Source organism: Flavobacterium sp. LC2016-23 (genome assembly GCF_009674775.1).
Classification (GTDB): Bacteria; Bacteroidota; Bacteroidia; order Flavobacteriales; family Flavobacteriaceae; genus Flavobacterium.
The window spans coordinates 1-17,917 of record NZ_WKKE01000024.1; the positions used below are offsets into that span (position 1 = coordinate 1).

General features: G+C 38.2%; 9 protein-coding genes. 5 read left to right on the forward strand and 4 right to left on the reverse strand.

Annotated features, from left to right (window positions below; all coding sequences use genetic code 11):
* Positions 1-556 precede the first annotated feature (556 nt).
* Positions 557-3,772 (forward strand): TonB-dependent receptor, encoded by a 3,216-nt coding sequence (locus GJU43_RS18490; protein WP_154342754.1) that lies wholly within the window; start codon positions 557-559, stop codon positions 3,770-3,772.
* A gap of 240 nt (positions 3,773-4,012) precedes the next feature.
* The gene (gene msrA / locus GJU43_RS18495; RefSeq protein ID WP_154342756.1) at positions 4,013-4,504 is read left to right on the forward strand and encodes a peptide-methionine (S)-S-oxide reductase MsrA; all 492 of its coding nucleotides are present in this window, start codon (positions 4,013-4,015) and stop codon (positions 4,502-4,504) included.
* Between the two features lie 262 nt (positions 4,505-4,766).
* Here msrA and GJU43_RS18500 read toward each other — a convergent pair whose 3' ends face one another.
* Entirely contained in the window at positions 4,767-5,012 is a 246-nt protein-coding gene (locus tag GJU43_RS18500) for a hypothetical protein (protein WP_154342758.1), read from the reverse strand.
* Between the two features lie 210 nt (positions 5,013-5,222).
* Here GJU43_RS18500 and GJU43_RS18505 point away from each other — a divergent pair, with 210 nt between their 5' ends.
* On the forward strand, positions 5,223-6,797 hold the full coding sequence (locus tag GJU43_RS18505; protein WP_154342759.1) for a Na+/H+ antiporter: 1,575 nt from the start codon (positions 5,223-5,225) through the stop codon (positions 6,795-6,797).
* 193 nt (positions 6,798-6,990) lie between these two features.
* Here the strand turns inward: GJU43_RS18505 and GJU43_RS18510 are convergent, their stop codons facing one another.
* Complete coding sequence (locus GJU43_RS18510) at positions 6,991-11,211, reverse strand: T9SS type A sorting domain-containing protein (RefSeq protein WP_154342761.1); 4,221 nt, start codon at positions 11,209-11,211, stop codon at positions 6,991-6,993.
* A 134-nt stretch (positions 11,212-11,345) separates the two neighbouring features.
* On the opposite strand from GJU43_RS18510, the gene GJU43_RS18515 reads away from it, so the two are divergent.
* Together GJU43_RS18515 and GJU43_RS18520 are read left to right on the forward strand one after the other, a co-directional pair.
* Positions 11,346-13,355 carry an ATP-binding protein gene (locus tag GJU43_RS18515; RefSeq protein WP_154342763.1) on the forward strand — a complete coding sequence of 670 codons (2,010 nt, stop codon included), beginning with the start codon at positions 11,346-11,348 and terminating at the stop codon, positions 13,353-13,355.
* A complete protein-coding gene (locus GJU43_RS18520; RefSeq protein WP_154342765.1) occupies positions 13,352-13,972 on the forward strand; it encodes a response regulator transcription factor in 621 nt (206 codons plus the stop codon). Before GJU43_RS18515 ends, GJU43_RS18520 begins: the two co-directional genes overlap by 4 nt.
* A 67-nt stretch (positions 13,973-14,039) precedes the next feature.
* On the opposite strand, the gene GJU43_RS18525 is transcribed toward GJU43_RS18520, so the two are convergent.
* Both GJU43_RS18525 and GJU43_RS18530 read right to left on the reverse strand, forming a co-directional pair.
* The gene (locus GJU43_RS18525; protein WP_154342767.1) at positions 14,040-15,554 is read right to left on the reverse strand and encodes a glycosyl hydrolase family 32; all 1,515 of its coding nucleotides are present in this window, start codon (positions 15,552-15,554) and stop codon (positions 14,040-14,042) included.
* A 7-nt stretch (positions 15,555-15,561) separates the two neighbouring features.
* Complete coding sequence (locus tag GJU43_RS18530; protein WP_154342768.1) at positions 15,562-17,739, reverse strand: HAD-IIB family hydrolase; 2,178 nt, start codon at positions 17,737-17,739, stop codon at positions 15,562-15,564.
* Positions 17,740-17,917 lie beyond the last annotated feature (178 nt).

A 17,917-nucleotide genomic window follows, 5' to 3' on the forward strand; every position in this document is an offset into this window, starting at 1 on the left:
CTTTAAAAAGCGTTAGATCGAGATGAAAAAATTATTATGTTTTTTTATCTCTCGCAGATTTTGCAGATTGAGCAGATTTAAATTTTAAGTTTTAAGTTTTTGTAAATCTAATGGGAAGAAAAAAATCTGCAATATCTGATAAATCTGCGTGAAAAAATTAAAAACATGGAACTAAAATCTGTCTGAAAAAAATCGCTTGTATGACGTTATAAAAACTATTTTTCTATGTTTTTACTATTAAAAAAAAACACTCAACAGCTAAAAATGGGATATTTTACATCACAACGGTACTATTTGGGGATGCTGTTTTTTGCAATCCATAACACTGGCTTAACACTCTAATCTTTTTCTAATCTGCTTTAAATATAACTCTAATCTACTTATTTTTAGATTTTTACACAAGTAATTGATTTTAAAGAGTTAGCTCTCTTTTATAAAAATAACACGTTCCTAATTTTAAGATAACACTAAATTGTTTTATGATTTTAAGTTAACAAAAACGTTAAATGGGATCGGAACAAAGGGATTTTCTTTGTCAAATAAAAACTAAAACAACATGACAAAACTAAAACTCTTTTTTTCGGCTTTAATGCTTCTTGTTATGGGGAACATTTTTGCTCAGATTACAACCTCGTCCTTATCTGCAAAAGTAAGTGATGGTACAAGTGCTCTTACCGATGCCGAGGTTACATTAACTCATTTACCTACAAACGCAGTCTACAGAGCTGTAACAGACAAACAGGGTAGGTTTAGTTTCGAAAATTTAAATGCCGGCGGCCCTTACGAACTGGAAATTAAAAGCAGGGACACCAAAGATTACTCTAACGCACAAATATTTTTAGCCCTTGGTGATAATGATTTACCGACCATCGTGGTTAGTAAAGCGGACAATAATGTACTGGAAGAAGTTGTCATCACAAGTTCTAAACCTTCATCTAAAAATAACGGAACCAATATTAACGAAAAACAGGTAAATGGTCTTCCGTTAATCAACAGAGGGATTCAGGATGTTACAAAACTGGTACCGCAGAGTTCAAACAATTCTTTTGCCGGAACCAATTTCAGATACAATAACGTAACGATTGACGGTTCTATAAACAATGATGCCATCGGATTTAGTCCGTCTTTAGGAGGGCAGTCCGGAACTTCAGGTATGCCGGGAAGCAGCACGCGTTCGAATTCGATAAGTCTGGATGCGATACAGGATATTCAGGTTTACATTGCTCCCTACGATATTAAATTAGGAAACTTTTTGGGAGGCAGCGTGAATGCCGTAACCCGCAGTGGTACCAATACAGTAAGCGGATCTATTTACAGTTATGGCAGAAGTGCTGCCATTACAGGCCCGAACAATGCCGGTGACGGTTCTAAAATGCCAAACTCTTTTGGTGATTACCAGGTGGGTTTCCGATTGGGTTTACCAATTGTAAAAGACAAATTATTCTTCTTTACGAATATGGAATATGCGGAGCGAACTGATCCTTTATTTTACAATGCCGGACAAACCAATTCTGCCGGAAAACTAACTTCGTTAGTGGATAACGCCACAGCAGAACAAATTTCGAATTTCGTTAAAACAAATTACGGATTTGACCCGGGCAGTTATGGTGCGTACAACAACTTTGCAAAAAGCCAGAAATTCTTCAATAAATTAGACTGGAAAATTAATGACAAACATTCCCTTTCGTTACGAAACAATACGGTTATCTCTGAAGCTTCAAACTTAGAGCGTGATGCAGCAAATTTCAGGTTTTCAAGTATGGATTTCACACAGAAAAACCAATCCATCAGTACGGTTTTAGAATTAAAAAGTCATTTCAACAGTCAATGGTCAAACTCCTTTATTGCCAGTTATTCAGCGATTAAAGATTATCGTAATCCAAAATCAGGCAATACGATGTTTCCTCAGACGGAAATTGGGTATAACGGAGGTACTATTTTCTTAGGAAATGATCGTGAAGCAACTGTTTTTAATATGAAACAAAATACAGCTGAAATCACAGACAACCTTACGTACAAAACCGGAAACCATACGTTGCTTTTTGGTACGCACAACGAATTCTACGACATCAATTACGGATTCGTAAATGCACTTAACGGAAGAGTTTCATACAAATCTTTAGCTGATTTCTACAATAAATTGCCTTCTCGTGTTCGTGGAACGTATCCGTTTGACGGTGCGAGCAGAGATGAGATTTTTAATAATCCGTATGCTAAATTCAAAGTCAACCTTTATAGTTTTTATGTACAGGATGAAATCAGAATTGGCAACAAATTAAAAGTTACTCCGGGTGTGCGTGTAGATTACACCGATTTGCCTACCAAACCGAATCTGAGTGCACAGGTACAAAACTCTCCGGCTGATCCTAATTATGGTACAACCTATACTTATACGCCATTAAATCAGATCAAAAACAACTTTTTCAGTACTGCTTTAGTTTCTCCAAGAATAGGATTTACCTATAATGTAGACGAAGATAAAACACTTGTTTTAAGAGGAGGATCAGGCGTATTTACAGGCAGAATTCCGTTTGCGTGGTTAGGGTATGCCTATTACAATGATGGTGTAGGATACGGAAGTTACGACAAAAACAACCTTACAGCGGCACAAGTTGCAGCGGCTGGCGATCCATTGGCAAATAATGGACTAAACGGCTATCACGATGCAACGCCAAAAGTACAGGCAGATTTGGTGGACAATAAATTTAAAATGCCGGCTGTTTTAAGAAACTCCCTTGCAATAGATAAAATCATCGACGGCTATAAGTTTACAACCGAAGGGATTTATACCAAAGTAATTCGCGATCTTGAATTTCAACAGGTAAATAAGACAGATAACCCTACTTATTTCTCTTATGACACGAATCATCAGATGCCAATTTATGCTGCTAATATCAATCCTGCTTTTTCAAATGCGTACCTCCTTTCCAATACCAATAAAGGATACCGATACAGCATTACCGAAATGGTTTCAAAAACATACGATTTTGGTTTAAATTTCATGGTGGCGTACACCTACGGAAATTCCCGTGATGTGACCAACGGAATTCGTAACTCTATGGAAAGTAACTTCCAGATGAACCAGTCCTTAACACCAAATGATCCGCAACTGGCCACTTCTAACTTTAATATCAAACACAGAATCGTTTCTAATGTTGGGTATGCCTTAAAATTGGCTGATAACAATACTTTTTCTGCCAATGTTTATTTTAATGCACAATCCGGAAACCCGTTTTCATGGGGATTTGTAAACTCAACCATCGCTGGAACAGGACAGGCAGCAGGATTGGCGTATATCTTTAAAGACGCAGCAGAAGCCGCTAAATATATTGGAGTAAGTCCAGCGGGAGTTCCATCGGCTACAGCAGCACAACAAGTAGCTGATTACGAAGCTTTCGTTAACGGAAATGATTATTTGAAAAGCAGAAGAGGAAATTTCACAGAAAGAAATGGCGACACTACTCCATGGAACATCCAGGCAGATTTGAAATTAATGGATGAAATTAAAGTTACAAAAGTAGGAACCTTCCAGATTTCATTTAGTTTGGCCAATATTGGAAACCTTATCAACAAAGACTGGGGAAGAAGTTATTTCGTTCCAAATACCTATAATTCAACAGCCAATTTAGGTTTAACAAAATCAGGAAACTTAGGCGGAGTTGCTACTGGCGATCCAACTTACACTTTCCAGAAACCTGCATCATCACCTTACACTGTAGATCAATTAGCCTCAAGATTCCAGGGACAATTTGGAGTTAGGTATTCGTTCTAGAGATTGTGTTTATTTTATTTTTTAATTGTCACCCGGTTTCATAAGTATGATACCGGGTGGCTTTTTTATAGCTGTTTCTTTTTTATTTACCTGCTTTCAATTATTTTAGCTTTCCGGTTTCCTAATTTAATTTCAGTACGTATTACCCTAATTTGGATTTACTGCCTTATCTTTAGTTTTGCTTATAAAGAAAAATAAGGACAATCATTTAAATAACAATTTACTTAATCTATACCAATCATGGAAAATTTAAAAAAAGCATACATAGCCGGCGGCTGTTTCTGGGGAATGGAAGATCTGTTCCGTGTTCGTCCAGGAGTCAAAGACACTCAGGTGGGTTATATTGGCGGAAGCAATGACAACCCCACTTATCCTAACCATCCCGGACACGCGGAAGGCATAGAAATTACCTACGATCCCAATGAAACCTCCTATCGTAAACTTCTTGATTATTTTTTCAGAATGCATGACCCCTCGACTGTCGATCAGCAGGGCAATGACAGGGGATCCAGTTACAGATCTGCTTTATTTATCCAGAATGAAGAGGAAGAAGAAACGGCCAGGGAGATCATTAAAATTGTCGATGATTCCGGGCGCTGGCCAGGTAAAGTGGTCACAACACTCGAACCTTACACAAAATTCTGGCCTGCGGAGGAATATCATCAGGATTACCTTGTAAAAAATCCTAACGGTTATACCTGCCATTTTGAGAGGTTTGGTACTTTCCTGTAAAGCACAGCTACGCAGGCTTCCATACTAAAAAGCCTTTTGATTTGTGCCGCTATTTTTATAATAGAATTGATACCGCACTGCCGCGAAGGCTTCAGATACAGCTGCAATTTGGAATACCCGTGCAGGGGCAACTTGCAGTGGGACTAAAAGGACAAAATAATGACAACAAACAAAGAAGAAAACACGACCAATGTATTCTACATCAGCAGTGTAACATTTTTAACTTTTGTCATTCCTGTAGTTGCTTTTTTATCAGAGTATTTCATAACCAGCCATTGAACTTTGAACTTTTTAGTAAATGGTTTATCTTTTCGGCAGTGGGGATTCGTTTATTTTTGGCTGGAATCAAACAGGTAAAAAATCCTGAATTTACTGCAAAAGTCATTTTTGAACTATCGAACAACGAACCTTGTTTTCGGTGGCCTTCGCTTTCCTTAAAATCATGATATACCGCTGTTATTCTTACCCATTTTTCCGATTGGGACAAATACTTTAACTTAGTAGCCATCTGAACAGTATATTTGTACTGTTAATTGAATATTTATATCAGGAGAGCCTCTTACTAAAGTTGAAACGTCAACAGCACCAAAGAAGGCATTTTTGATACCAACAGGTCAATTAATCCGATAACATTTTAACCGAATGTCCAAGAAAAACAAGGCTTATATTCCGGTCGAATATAGCAGCTTAAATTAAAAACTATTTTAGAACCAAACGAATGCTTGAAAATTTCCCTTTTTATCTCGGTATATTAGTCGTTATTTTATTACTGATTATGCTGGCTAATAAAATAAAAGTAGCCTACCCTATCCTGTTAGTGCTGGCAGGATTGATTATAAGTTTTATACCCGGCAGGCCTTTTATAAACATAGAACCCGATCTCATATTTTTTATTTTTTTACCGCCATTGCTTTACGAAGCCGCATGGACTGTTTCGTGGAAGGAATTGTGGCGCTGGAGGAGAATCATTACAAGCTTTGCATTTGTAGTTGTTTTTCTTTCGGCACTTTCCGTGGCACTGGTTGCCAATTATTTTATTCCGGGATTTTCACTCGCATTGGGTTTTGTGCTCGGAGGTATTGTCTCCCCGCCGGATGCCGTCAGTGCAGGTGCCATTTTAAAATTTGTAAAAGTTCCCAAAACTATTTCGTCAATTTTAGAAGGCGAAAGTTTATTAAACGATGCTTCATCACTGATCATTTTCAGATTTGCGATGATCGCCGTCGCCACCGAGCAATTTATATTTTATAAAGCCGCAGCAAGTTTTAGCTGGATGATTATTGGCGGTGTCTCTATTGGTTTATGTATCGGATGGATTTTCATGAAAGCCCATAAATACCTTCCTACCGATAACAACGCAGATATCGTTCTGACCTTACTTACACCCTATATTATATATTTGTCTGCTGAAGAGGTGCACTGCTCGGGAGTATTAGCCGTTGTGAGCGGCGGTTTGCTTTTGTCTAATAACAGGCACCGTTTCCTGACCAGCAAATCTCGTTTGCAGGGCATAAATGTGTGGGAAAGTTTTTGTTTTATATTAAACGGCTTTGTCTTTATGCTCATCGGACTGGATCTTCCGCAAATTACCCGTGGACTCGAAGGCGTAGGACTTCTTTCAGCCATTGGGTATGGTATTATGATTACATTTGTTTTAATAGTAAGCCGGATATTGTCTTCCTATGGCGCTGTCGTGGTGACAATGATTGCACGTAATTTTATAACCGTAGCAGATAGCAAAAATCCGGGCCTAAAAGCACCCTTCATACTCGGATGGACAGGTATGAGAGGCGTTGTTTCCTTAGCGGCCGCTTTATCTATACCGGTTTACCTGAACAATGGCAATGGATTTCCACAGCGTAACCTTATTTTGTTTATCACTTTTATTGTTATTCTTCTCACCTTGCTCATTCAGGGCTTAACACTTCCCTATTTTATCCGGAAAATTAATTTTAGCTCCCTGGACGACTCTCTCCCACGTGATGAAGTTTATAAAAATATACGACAGGAACTGGCCGAGTATGCGGTAGATTATTTAAAAATAAATTATAGTGACCAGGTAGAAAACAATCCTGCATTGCAACATCTTATTCTAAAGTGGGAACAATACAGTAACGGAATCGAAGATGAATCCATTGGAAAAGAACTTAAAGTTATTTATCTTGATTTATTAGACAAACAACGGCAATGGTTACTGGAAAAGAACAGAACCGACCTGAGTATAGATGAGTCCATTATCAGAAGGCAAATGCATTCTTTAGATATCGAAGAAGAAAAATTACGGTTTCTGTAGTATTCCTGAAATTTAACCGGATTTGAGCACTGCACCGCCATATCAAATATTTACTGAATAGATTTCTGTACGGAAGCCAAATGAATAAAGATATAATTTAAAAGCAATAAAAAAGCCAGTGAAAATAATTCCACTGGCTTTTTACTACTACTAAAAAATATAATTTATTTAAAAAAGAACACCGGTAAAAAAATTAATTCTTAACGATTTTGACTGTTTTTCTTTGATTGTTTTCATTTGTTATTTTAAGAAAATACAATCCTGTCGGATAGGAACTCATATCTAATTTTGAGGTCCCTTCGTTAATGTTTTCAGTTCTTATTTCTTTCCCCAGACTATCATACACTTCAATTTTTGCAGCAGTGTCCGCTTCAATATTAAAGACATCATGAGAAGGATTCGGATATACTCTCAAATTAGAAACAGGATCAAAATCAGTTCTTCCTAAAGTGGTAACCTTTATACAATCTGAAGTTACGGAACAGCTTCCTGAAGTAATGACAACGCTGTAGGTACCTGATGTTGCAGGTGTATAGGTTTGATTTACCGCTCCTGGAATTACAGCATTATTATTCGCACAGTCGATCCATTGATATGTTGCATTTGGCATATTTGACGATAAAATTCCGTTACTATAGTCAACAGATCCATCAATCGCAGGAGTAACCACAATTTCCAAAGTGGTTTGTGTAGCACAAGCATTCAGTTCCGGTACAAATGTATAGGTCGTGGTAGCCTGATTGTTTAGTGCCGGAGACCAGGTTCCTGTTATTCCGTTATTCGAAACCGTTGGCAGATCTGCTAAAACAGCTCCCTGGCAAATAGCGGCTATGGGTGTAAAAGTAGGTACTACAGATGGCGTAATCGTTAAATTCAAAGTAGCAGACGCACAAGCTGTTGCCCCTGCAACTGAATAAATACCCGATTCCGTATACGTCAGTCCATTATAATCCCAAACATAACTTCTGCAGGCGGTAGCCGTTTTACTGATGGTTACGGCCGGAGTAACCACAATTTCCAAAGTGGTTTGCGTAGCACAGGCATTCAGTTCCGGTACAAATGTATAGGTCGTGGTAGCCTGATTGTTTAGTGCCGGAGACCAGGTTCCTTTTATTCCGTTATTCGAAACCGTTGGCAGATCTGCTAAGACAGCTCCCTGACAAATAGGGTCAATGGCTTCGAAAGTAGGCACTACAGATGGCGTAATCGTTAAGTTTAACGTAGCCGATTCGCAGGCTGTTACACCCGTAGCCGTGTAAATACCTGATTCCGTATAAGTCAGACCATTATAATCCCAAACATAACTTCCGCAGGCGGTAGCCGTTTTACTGATTGTTACGGCCGGAGTAACCACTATTTCCAAAGTGGTTTGCGTAGCACAGGCATTCAGTTCCGGTACAAAAGTATAGGTCGTGGTAGCCTGATTGTTTAGTGCCGGAGACCAGGTTCCTGTTATTCCGTTATTCGAAACTGTTGGCAGATCTGCTAAAACAGCTCCCTGGCAAATAGGGTCAATGGCTGCGAAAGTAGGCACTACAGATGGCGTAATCGTTAAATTCAGCGTAGCCGATTCACAGGGTGTTGCACCCTTAGGCGTATAAATGCCCGATTCCGTATAGGTTTGTCCGTTATAATCCCAAACATAACTTTCGCAGGCGGTAACCGTTTTAGTACTGTTTATTGTCGGATTAACGGTTAGATTCAATTCTTCACTATGGCAGTTATTTACCACAGTATATTTTCCTGATGTTGTATACGTAACAGTATTGACAGCCCAGGTATAACTGTCACAAACAGTTGCTGTAGTAACATGGGCAGTCCCTTCTGAATAATTGGCTCCGCCATCTTTTGACCAATTGGTATTGGCATTAGCCGCTGCAATATCGTCTACTATAATACACGTCAGGTTTTCCGCCTGAGTAGCATTCATGTAAACCAAATTTGGTTTGTTTTTTAAATTCAACCCTGTAATTTTCGTATACCTGCAATTCAAATCGGTTAAATTAACCTGATCACTTAAATCTAAATTAGTAAGCGGTCCGCTCACTTCTATTTTTTCCAAAGCCGTTAATCCCGACAGGTTTAAATCCGTTAAAGCCGAATTCCCAAAATTAATCTCTTTTAGATTCTTCACTCCGTTTAGATTCACTGTCCTCAGATAATTTCCGTACGCACCAATTCTTTCCAAAGAGGTCATCCCACTTACATCCAGGTTGCTAAGAGAATTGTAGATTAAATCGAGAGTCTTTAAACTCTTAAAACCTTTAATTCCGGTTAAGTTAGAAATAGAAAGAGCCACCAGATTTAAATCTGTAACCGTATCAATATTCGCAGTAAGTACCTTATTATCGATCACATCATCATATCCCAGATCAATTAACTTTTGTTCAAAACGTTCATCTGCAATAAACGTATAGCCTTCCGGCATGGTACCCAATGTAATGTCTACGGCAACTCTGTCGCTTTCGCACTGCGCATTGGTATCATAAAACGTTTGTCTTTGCGAAGCATAATACGTTTTGTTTTCCAAAACCGTAGTACCTGCCAGAGGTGCTCCGCCTGTAGCATCTGCATAAAACTGGACCGATTGTCCCTGAGTAATCGTAATATCAGCAATAGTAGCACCGGTCAGTCTGAATTGAGAATGAATGACAGGTACATCCACAGGGGCGATCGTCAGGTACAGGTAATGAATAGTACACCCGTCATCAAAAGTGACATTTTCTGATTGCGTATACGTGACACCATTCAAAGGCCAGGTGTAACTTCCGCAGGTATAGATATAAATTTCGTCATACTGATTTACCGTTACGCTCACTTTTTTTCTCGGGCTTTCCCCACAAGGGTAAGCCGATTGGGTTACGTAATAATCACGCGTTGCTAATGCTCTTGTGCTTAGTAAAGGAGTAACACTCGCCATAGAAAGATACCATTTGATAGTGTTACCACCACCGGTAGCAGTTGCTGTCAGATCAGCAACAGTCGGATTGTTTCTCGCACAAAAAGTCTGATCTGTTACCGTGGGCTCATAATTTGGATTTACAAAAGTTTGAGAATCTGTTAGTCTTGCACTTTCACATCCGTTAATGGTTTGTGTAATGTAAAGCGTTAAAAAAGAACCCGGTGTAATTTCAAGTGCACTATCAATAGGTGTTGTACTTGTAGCCGATGCATAAATTTTTATCGCATCGGGATTATTAAACTTAGAGGCCAGTGTCGCGTAAGTAGAAGGTCGGCACAAAGTACCATTTACCCCCATATTTCTGGAAGGCAGAGGTGTTGTGTTTACCACTACAGCTACTAAAGTCCTGTCACTTTCGGTGCCATTGATGGTTTGCGAAGCATAATAATTTCCCGATACCAAAGCAGTAGCCGGATCCAATGCAGTTCCGTCTGTTGCGTCCAGGTACCATTTTATGGCCGTACCCGTAGCAGCCAGATTGGCTACGGTTGCACCACCACAAAAAGTCTGGTCCGCAGCGGCATAAGGGCTGCAAGACAGGGAATAGTTGGCCGTTGCATCTTTGCCCCAATTTTCATCAGCAGCATTGATATTGGCATTGGCAACATTATTGACAATAACACAAGTCAGTGCCGGGTTTTCAGTACAGAAAAAGTATTGCAAATCAGGGTTATTGCTTACGTCAAGTACCGTTAAATTATTCCCCGAACAATTCAGATTGGTCAAAGCTGTTAAAGCACTTACATTTAAATCGGTCAATTGATTCTGATAACAGGCTAAATCAGTTAGTTTTGTCAATCCCGACAGATCTGCGGTTGTCAGTTTATTTGCACCGAAATTTAAAGTGGTCAAATTCGTCAGACCGCTTAAATTCAGACTGGTAATTTTATTCTCATTACACTGAAAAGTTTCTAATTTATCTAATCCCGTTAGCGTCAGTGCAGTCAGTAAGTTTTGTCCGCAGGAAAGAAGGGTCAGATTTGTTAATCCGCTCAGGTCCAAAGTGGTTAAGGCATTCGATCCGCAGCGAAAGGTCTCCAGATTAAATAAACCATTCAAATTAATACCCGTAAGATCATTGCCGTAGATTTCCACCACACGCAGACTTGCCATCCCCGATAAATCAAGTGCCGTAAGCTGCTGATAATTCAGATACAATTCCTGCAGACTTGCAAAATCTTTAATTCCAGTCAGGTCTTTTATACTTCCGCCCTGCAGGTTCAAATTGGTGACACCGGCAATGGAAGCGGTTAATACCTGTCCGTCAATGGCACCGGAATCAAGCCCCTGATTAATTAAGCCTTGTTCAAAAGCAGCATCAGGTATTGCGGTGTATTGTGCTTTAACCGAAGTAAAACCAATCATTATAAACAAAAAAAGACCGAATATTTTGGTCCGGTAATTTTTAGCAGTGGATAATGAAATTGATTTTTCGAGTAATTTTAGTTTCATACATTGTCGTTTTTGGATTAAGTAACAAAGGTGAATCAATAGAAGAAACTATCATATAAGGGGTAACCCCCGATTTTTATGTAATCATCGCGATATCAAATTAAAAAAGATACTTTTGTTAAAAATCCATTCCAATGATTCCATACAAAAAAGGACTTTTTCTGCTTATTACGATTCTTATTACCGGGGCTTTTTTCTCGTGTAATGAAAAAAAGGAAAGCGCTGTTCTTTATAAAAAACCGGCCGTCGAAAAAATCGATAAAACTTTTGACTGGATAAAAGACGATACCAACTTTGTAAAACCCGGTTATCAGACTACTTTATATCAGTACTACAACCAAAAGCTAAAAGAAAAAAACTATGTAACGGCTGCCAAAACACTGCAGGCAGCAGCCTGGAATACGGCAGGTTATGCTTCTTTCGATCAGCGGCTTTTTCAGACCATTACGACATTTTTAGAAAAATATAAAAATGAAATTCCGGAAGAAAACACCTGGTTTGCCAACATGTATTATGGCGATTATTATACGGACAAAGGAGACATTAAAAAAGCAATTGAATGGTACAGCAAAAACACGACGATTGAAACAGTCGATTATACCAGTTGTTATTTAAAAGCAGACGGTTACCGTACAATTGCCTGGTGCCATCACCTGTTAGGGAATCTGAACCTGGCCTTAAAAAATGAATTCAAAGCATTGGAATATTTCAGAAAAACAGATAACATATCCGCTGCAGCCGGCGTATACATGGGTATTGCCGAAATTTATCAGGCTTCGAAAGACTATGATAAAGCAGCAATTTTTTTGAATAAATCGATCGTCACTTATGCTAAAGACAGAAAGAAAAATTTAGGAAGTATCTTTATTTGTCTCTACAATAAAATTAATTTGTACGACCGAAGTATGAATTATACCAAAATGAAACCGTTGATAGATTCGGTATACCTGGCTTTCAAAAAAAGTAAGATCAATGATCCTTCTGTTAAAGTTTCTATTAACATCTATTATGCCCACCAACTGATTGATCAGAGCAAAATTACAAAAGCCAGAATAGTACTGGATGAACTGAAACCGGATGTATTGTTTCTGAACTCCAACATTACCAATCAGGAATACCGGGTAGCACTAGCCGAACTGGAGTCTAAGCAAAACAAAGGGATCCGCAATACCAAACTAATCCATAAAACCATTGAGGAACTAAAGGCCAATCAAAATTTCACAAGGGTCAGGGATCTGTATGCAGTGCTTTACAACGATGCCATGAATAAAAAAGATTACGAAAAATCGATGCTGTATCAGGATAGTATGTATGAAGCCACAGATAGTCTGGGCAGCAAAGAAATGGCCAATATTGTAGCACAGCTGGACAAGAAATACCAGACGCAGGCAAAAGAACAGCAAATCGCCTTACAGAAAAAAACGATTCTCAATAAAAACGCCACAATTGCCTTACTGATTTCCGGCTTCATTGGTTTTATTTTATTAACCTTTGCATTGACTTTGATAAGAAAACAACGAATTTTAAAACAGGAAAAGCAAAATTCACAGCTGTACACCAAACAATTGCTGGAGAAAACCGAGGAAGAACGAAAACGAATCGCCAGTGATCTGCACGACAGCGTAAGCCATGAATTACTGAGCCTGAAAAATTCATTCGAACAAAAATCGGAAACTACCGATAAAAAAATTGATACGATTATAAACGACATCCGGATTATAAGCCGGAATCTTCATCCTGTAATGTTCGACAAAATAGGGTTAAAAGCCAGTATTGAACAATTGACAGAAAGAGTACAGGCGGTTAATAATTTTATGGTCACTTCAGAAATTGAATACCACAATTCATTGCCCGCTGCCGATGAATTGCAGGTATATCGCATCATTCAGGAAACGTTGTCCAATATTATAAAACATGCCAATGCCGTTGCGGCAAAAATTACCGTCACCGAAAACGACACAGAACTCCTCATTGAAGTGAAGGATAACGGAACCGGATTTAATGCAGCCGAAAAACTGTCCGGAAACAATGCTTTCGGGCTTCACAACATTATAGCGCGCAGCAGGGCCATAAACGGGGAAGCAAAAATTGCATCGGATAAAAACGGAACTATTGTCACTATTGAAATAAAAAAACCAAAATGAGAATACTAATCGCAGACGATCATCCTTTTACGCTGCAGGGAACCAAAAGTTTTGTCGAATCCTACGGGCATAAAGTAATCGATACGTGTTCGAACGGTACTTCGGCATTAAATCTAATCACACTTCACACACCGGATGTCGCCATTCTGGATATTAATATGCCGGGCTTAGACGGATTGGATGTATCCAAAAAAATACAGGAAAACAGGCTTAAAACCAAAGTGATCCTGCTCACCATGCACAAAGAAATAACCATTTACAGAAAAGCAAGTGAGTACGGTATTTTTGGTTACATCCTAAAAGAGCACGCCCAGAAAGAACTCGAAATATGTCTGGAAGAAGTACAAAAAGGCAATCGCTACGTGAGTGCCTATCTGGAAGAAGACCTGATATCCGATTCCTTTAATGCTGATGATAAGCTGGCCCGCCTCACTTTATCCGAAAGGAAAATCATAGAACTTGTCGCCCAGCTCAAAACAAGCAGACAAATTGCCGAATTACTCTTTTTATCCGAAAAAACCGTGGAAGGCCATCGCGGCAATATCATCGAAAAACTCGGACTGGTCAAAGAAAAAAACACCCTGCTCAAATGGGCCATTCAAAATATCAAAGGATAAAAGCACTATCCGGAATCATGAAACCGGAATCCAAAGTAATCCTGGCACCACAATAAAACAGCAAGACCTAAACCTGCGTTATTTTAGTAAATTCCTCAAATGATTTATTGGGATCAGAAGTCGCATATTCATTCTCCGGTTCGGGAAGCACATGAATTTTTGAATCATTTAATGAAATTATGGAAGAACAAACATATATCCCTATCTTTCCATCACTGTATTTGAAGTCTAATAATGTTAATTTTACAATTTCATTGACAGAGAGCTCATAATAATTTCCATAGCGGATAATCTTAAAATAGATTTCTTTACTTTCTACTATTTCAAATTGATTGGTCTGAATATTTTCAAAAACAAAATTATTCTTTACATCCTTTTCATTAAATCCCCAGGCCCTGAACTGAACAAAACCGTTTACAAAATCAATTGATATATAATACGCTGTTCCTTCTTCGTCACATTCAATAACAAAACCTGTTTTTCCCATGCCTTCTACAGCTAATTTTCCTTCCCAGACAAAATTATTGGATGGCTTTTCAAAGCAGAAAACCTCATATCCGCTGCGACAGCCAATTCTCCATCTATTTTCATTTTCCACAACAAAATTTGCCGAAGGGTTTCCTAAAATGGGAACAGGGACAGGTAAGTTTCTTTGGTGAATTGTTCTTTGATACAAGGTTCTCCAATGATGATAGGTTTTTAATAATAGTCGGCCATCATTACTATCCACATCTAATTGTTTTGGCGGAGGAATTACGCGATGTGTATTGACATTTCCTCCCACAAAATAAAAATTATAGATTAAAAAATGATCTCCGTCTTTTACAATTCTTGCCGCATAATTACCTTGCGGCAACAGCACATTATTATGAAAAGCATGGTATTCTCCTTTAAAATCAGGCGAAAACCAATACCGTACTTTAATATCTTCACGGATGGAACCCAGCAAATAATGTATTCCTTTTATTTCAACCACGCAAGGGCATTCAATATCGTCATATACATAAGCAATATGCAGCGGTTTTTCAAGAACAAAACCCTTTTCACCCCTTTTTGCTACACCAATGCAGCCTCTTCTGTAGGTTGGTCCTACGGCACTGCGGGCACAAATCAGTAAATAATCTTCCCCTTCAAATTGATATTTATAGGGATCCCTGAAACTGAGCCATTCCCGTGGGTTATTATCCCTGCTTTCATAATACGGAGCTTCACTTTTCAGGGGCAAATTATATTTATTTTCTTTTGTCCAGTGAATTAAGTCAGGAGAAACCGCCCTGCCTACTTTTTGCATGATTCCTTTATCTTTCCTTTTTAAACCTGTATAGTACATCTCGTATCCTTCGCCATCAGAATTTGTACTCACATGCATGGTCCATAACATATCATCATCCCATTCTCCGGGATCTCCAACAAACAAAGCATTTTTTACTCTTTTCCAGGAAAGACCATCTTTTGAAACTGCATGAGCAATATAATCGTGATTGGGAATAATCAAATGAAATAAATGATGCATGCCTTTCTCATCTATAAATACATCAACATCTCCAATTTCCCAACTGCTAAAACCTGAACCTGAATACATCTTATCCTTATTTAATTATTTTATAATGTTTTAATCCTTCCAGAATACCGGAGGAAGCTGCGCTTTTCGCCACATAAATATTTTTAGTGGTTTCATATCCCGCCAATTCAGCACTCCGGTTTCCTACGATAATTCCTTTAACAGACCCCCTGAACATATCGATATCATTTCCCGAATCACCAGCAGCAATTACACTCGACAAAGGAATAGCCCATTTGCGGCATAAAAATTTAATTGCATTTCCTTTCGAAGCCCTTTTAGGAATAAAATCAAGGAATTCATCGTGACTTGGAATAATATTTACTTTGTACCATCCTGTACCTAAAGCCGATATTAACTGCTCATGATTGTATTTTTCTTTCTCATAGTAGTAGGAAATTTTATACGGATTCTGCGCTTCTTCTTCCTGTAATCGGATCCAGGGAATTCCTTTTAAACGAGTTACAATATCTTCTCTTTTCCAGCGGCCTGCCAAAAAGGTAGCCCATCCTTTGTCTAAAATATAATCTTTCCCGTTGGTGTAATAAATTTCAGTTCCTACAGCGCAGATAATAAAATCCGGCAAAGGAAATTGTTCTTCTTCAATCACTTTTTTAACGAGGGCTAAATTTCTTCCGGATGCCAGGGCAAAAGACATTTTTTCATGACGATTAATCAAATGTTCTTTTAATTCTTTCAGTCCCGGATTATCCAAATCCGGTGCAATTAATGTTCCGTCAATATCAGATACAAATAAATGCTCCACCTTTCTTTTTAATCGGTCGAGGTTAATATTGGGGTAATGCAGATTTTTAATTCCTGAGCCGGATGACAAGGATAAGTTTTCATTAACATAGGCAACATATTGATTAACGTGACTGAGCCAGCTGTAATGTTTTTGAATATTAATCGCTCCGTTATTGGAGTAATAACGCCATTGGTTATCATCGGTCAAAATATTCCGCAATGCTTTCTTGATTTGATTTTCATCCTTTGGATCTACCAATTCACCATTCTGGCAAGTCGGAATAATTTCAGAGGGGCCGCCGTTTTTGGTAACCACAACGGGCAGACCGGAACTTGCCGATTCAATAACAGTTAATCCGAAATTTTCATGCAAAGCCAGATTCACAAAAACCCCTCTTTTTTCTGCGGCATAGCGATAAATGATAGAGACCTCATTTTCTACATCATGCTTCTTAGGAATTGCCATTTTTCCATATAAATCATATTTATCCATTAATAGTAACAGATCTGTTAAAACATCTTTTTCAGATTCCGGCATTTTCGAAATATCCTTTCTGATTCCGGCAAAAATGACCAAATTTGCAATACTTTGCAATTCTTTGTCTTTACCATAAACTTCAATAAGAGTATGAAGATTTTTATGGCGGTCGGGTCTTGAAAGTGCTAAAATAAAGGGTTTGTGCGGATTTATTAAAAACTTGGAAATCGTTTCAGCTACCCAATATTTTCTTTGTTCTTCTTCCATTTGTTTATCAGCATCCTGTTCCTGATGATAATAAGGCACAAATTTAGTGGTGTCAATACCCGGAGAAATCACGTGATATTTGGCTAATTCAAAGTTTTTATAAGGCCGGTACGTTTCAATTTCCTGTTCTGTAGAAGTAACAATAAACTCTGATAACGCTAAGGTCCTTTCTTCAGCAGCAATTCTTTGTCTGAACTTAAATTTCTTTTCAATTTCTTCCTCATTCAGGCCACTTTCAAGCAGCTTTTTCTTTTTATAAAAACCCAAAGAATGTCCTGTATGCGCAAAAGGGATGTTTAAAATGGTAGATAATTCACTGGCTGCATATCCGGCGTCACCATAATGGGAATGAATCCAGTTTGGAAATATATCATGAAGTTTTACATGCTGAACAATGCCACTGACAAAGGTATCCAGGCCTTCCCACAATTGCTCTTTTGGCTTGTATTTTTTTCCTAAAAACGGAATTCGTCGAATATCTAATTTTTCATTAATAACTTCAATAGGAACAGCATATTCCGGAGAAAGATTCGGATCGTCAATAAGTCTTGTAAAGATATGAACCTGTTCTACATCTTTATGTTGTGACAGGAACTCCGCCAGTTCATAAACATATTTCGTTTGTCCTCCATTGTCAGCATCTCTACCAATCTCTAAGCCTGAACCTTTTAAAAGTCCGTGAATATTGATTAATGAAATTCTTAATTTTGTCATCTTATTTTTTATTTATTAGATTTTTAAGATACAAAAAATAAAGCAGGCTGACCCTGGTTTTTATAAAAATAACAGGTTTATTAACATCCTGAAGCCTAAAAGTAAGAATCGAAACCTTTTAGATTATCCGGTTTATTCTTAAAAAATACAGCTTATCAAAACACAGCTGTTAACAAGA

Excerpts from the sequence above, each read along its gene's own strand:
- GJU43_RS18490 (WP_154342754.1), top strand. The coding sequence starts at position 557 with ATGACAAAACTAAAACTCTTTTTTTCGGCTTTAATGCTTCTTGTTATG.
- msrA (WP_154342756.1), top strand. The coding sequence starts at position 4,013 with ATGGAAAATTTAAAAAAAGCATACATAGCCGGCGGCTGTTTCTGGGGA.
- GJU43_RS18500 (WP_154342758.1), bottom strand. The coding sequence starts at position 5,012 with ATGGCTACTAAGTTAAAGTATTTGTCCCAATCGGAAAAATGGGTAAGA.
- GJU43_RS18505 (WP_154342759.1), top strand. The coding sequence starts at position 5,223 with ATGCTTGAAAATTTCCCTTTTTATCTCGGTATATTAGTCGTTATTTTA.
- GJU43_RS18510 (WP_154342761.1), bottom strand. The coding sequence starts at position 11,211 with ATGAAACTAAAATTACTCGAAAAATCAATTTCATTATCCACTGCTAAA.
- GJU43_RS18515 (WP_154342763.1), top strand. The coding sequence starts at position 11,346 with ATGATTCCATACAAAAAAGGACTTTTTCTGCTTATTACGATTCTTATT.
- GJU43_RS18520 (WP_154342765.1), top strand. The coding sequence starts at position 13,352 with ATGAGAATACTAATCGCAGACGATCATCCTTTTACGCTGCAGGGAACC.
- GJU43_RS18525 (WP_154342767.1), bottom strand. The coding sequence starts at position 15,554 with ATGTATTCAGGTTCAGGTTTTAGCAGTTGGGAAATTGGAGATGTTGAT.
- GJU43_RS18530 (WP_154342768.1), bottom strand. The coding sequence starts at position 17,739 with ATGACAAAATTAAGAATTTCATTAATCAATATTCACGGACTTTTAAAA.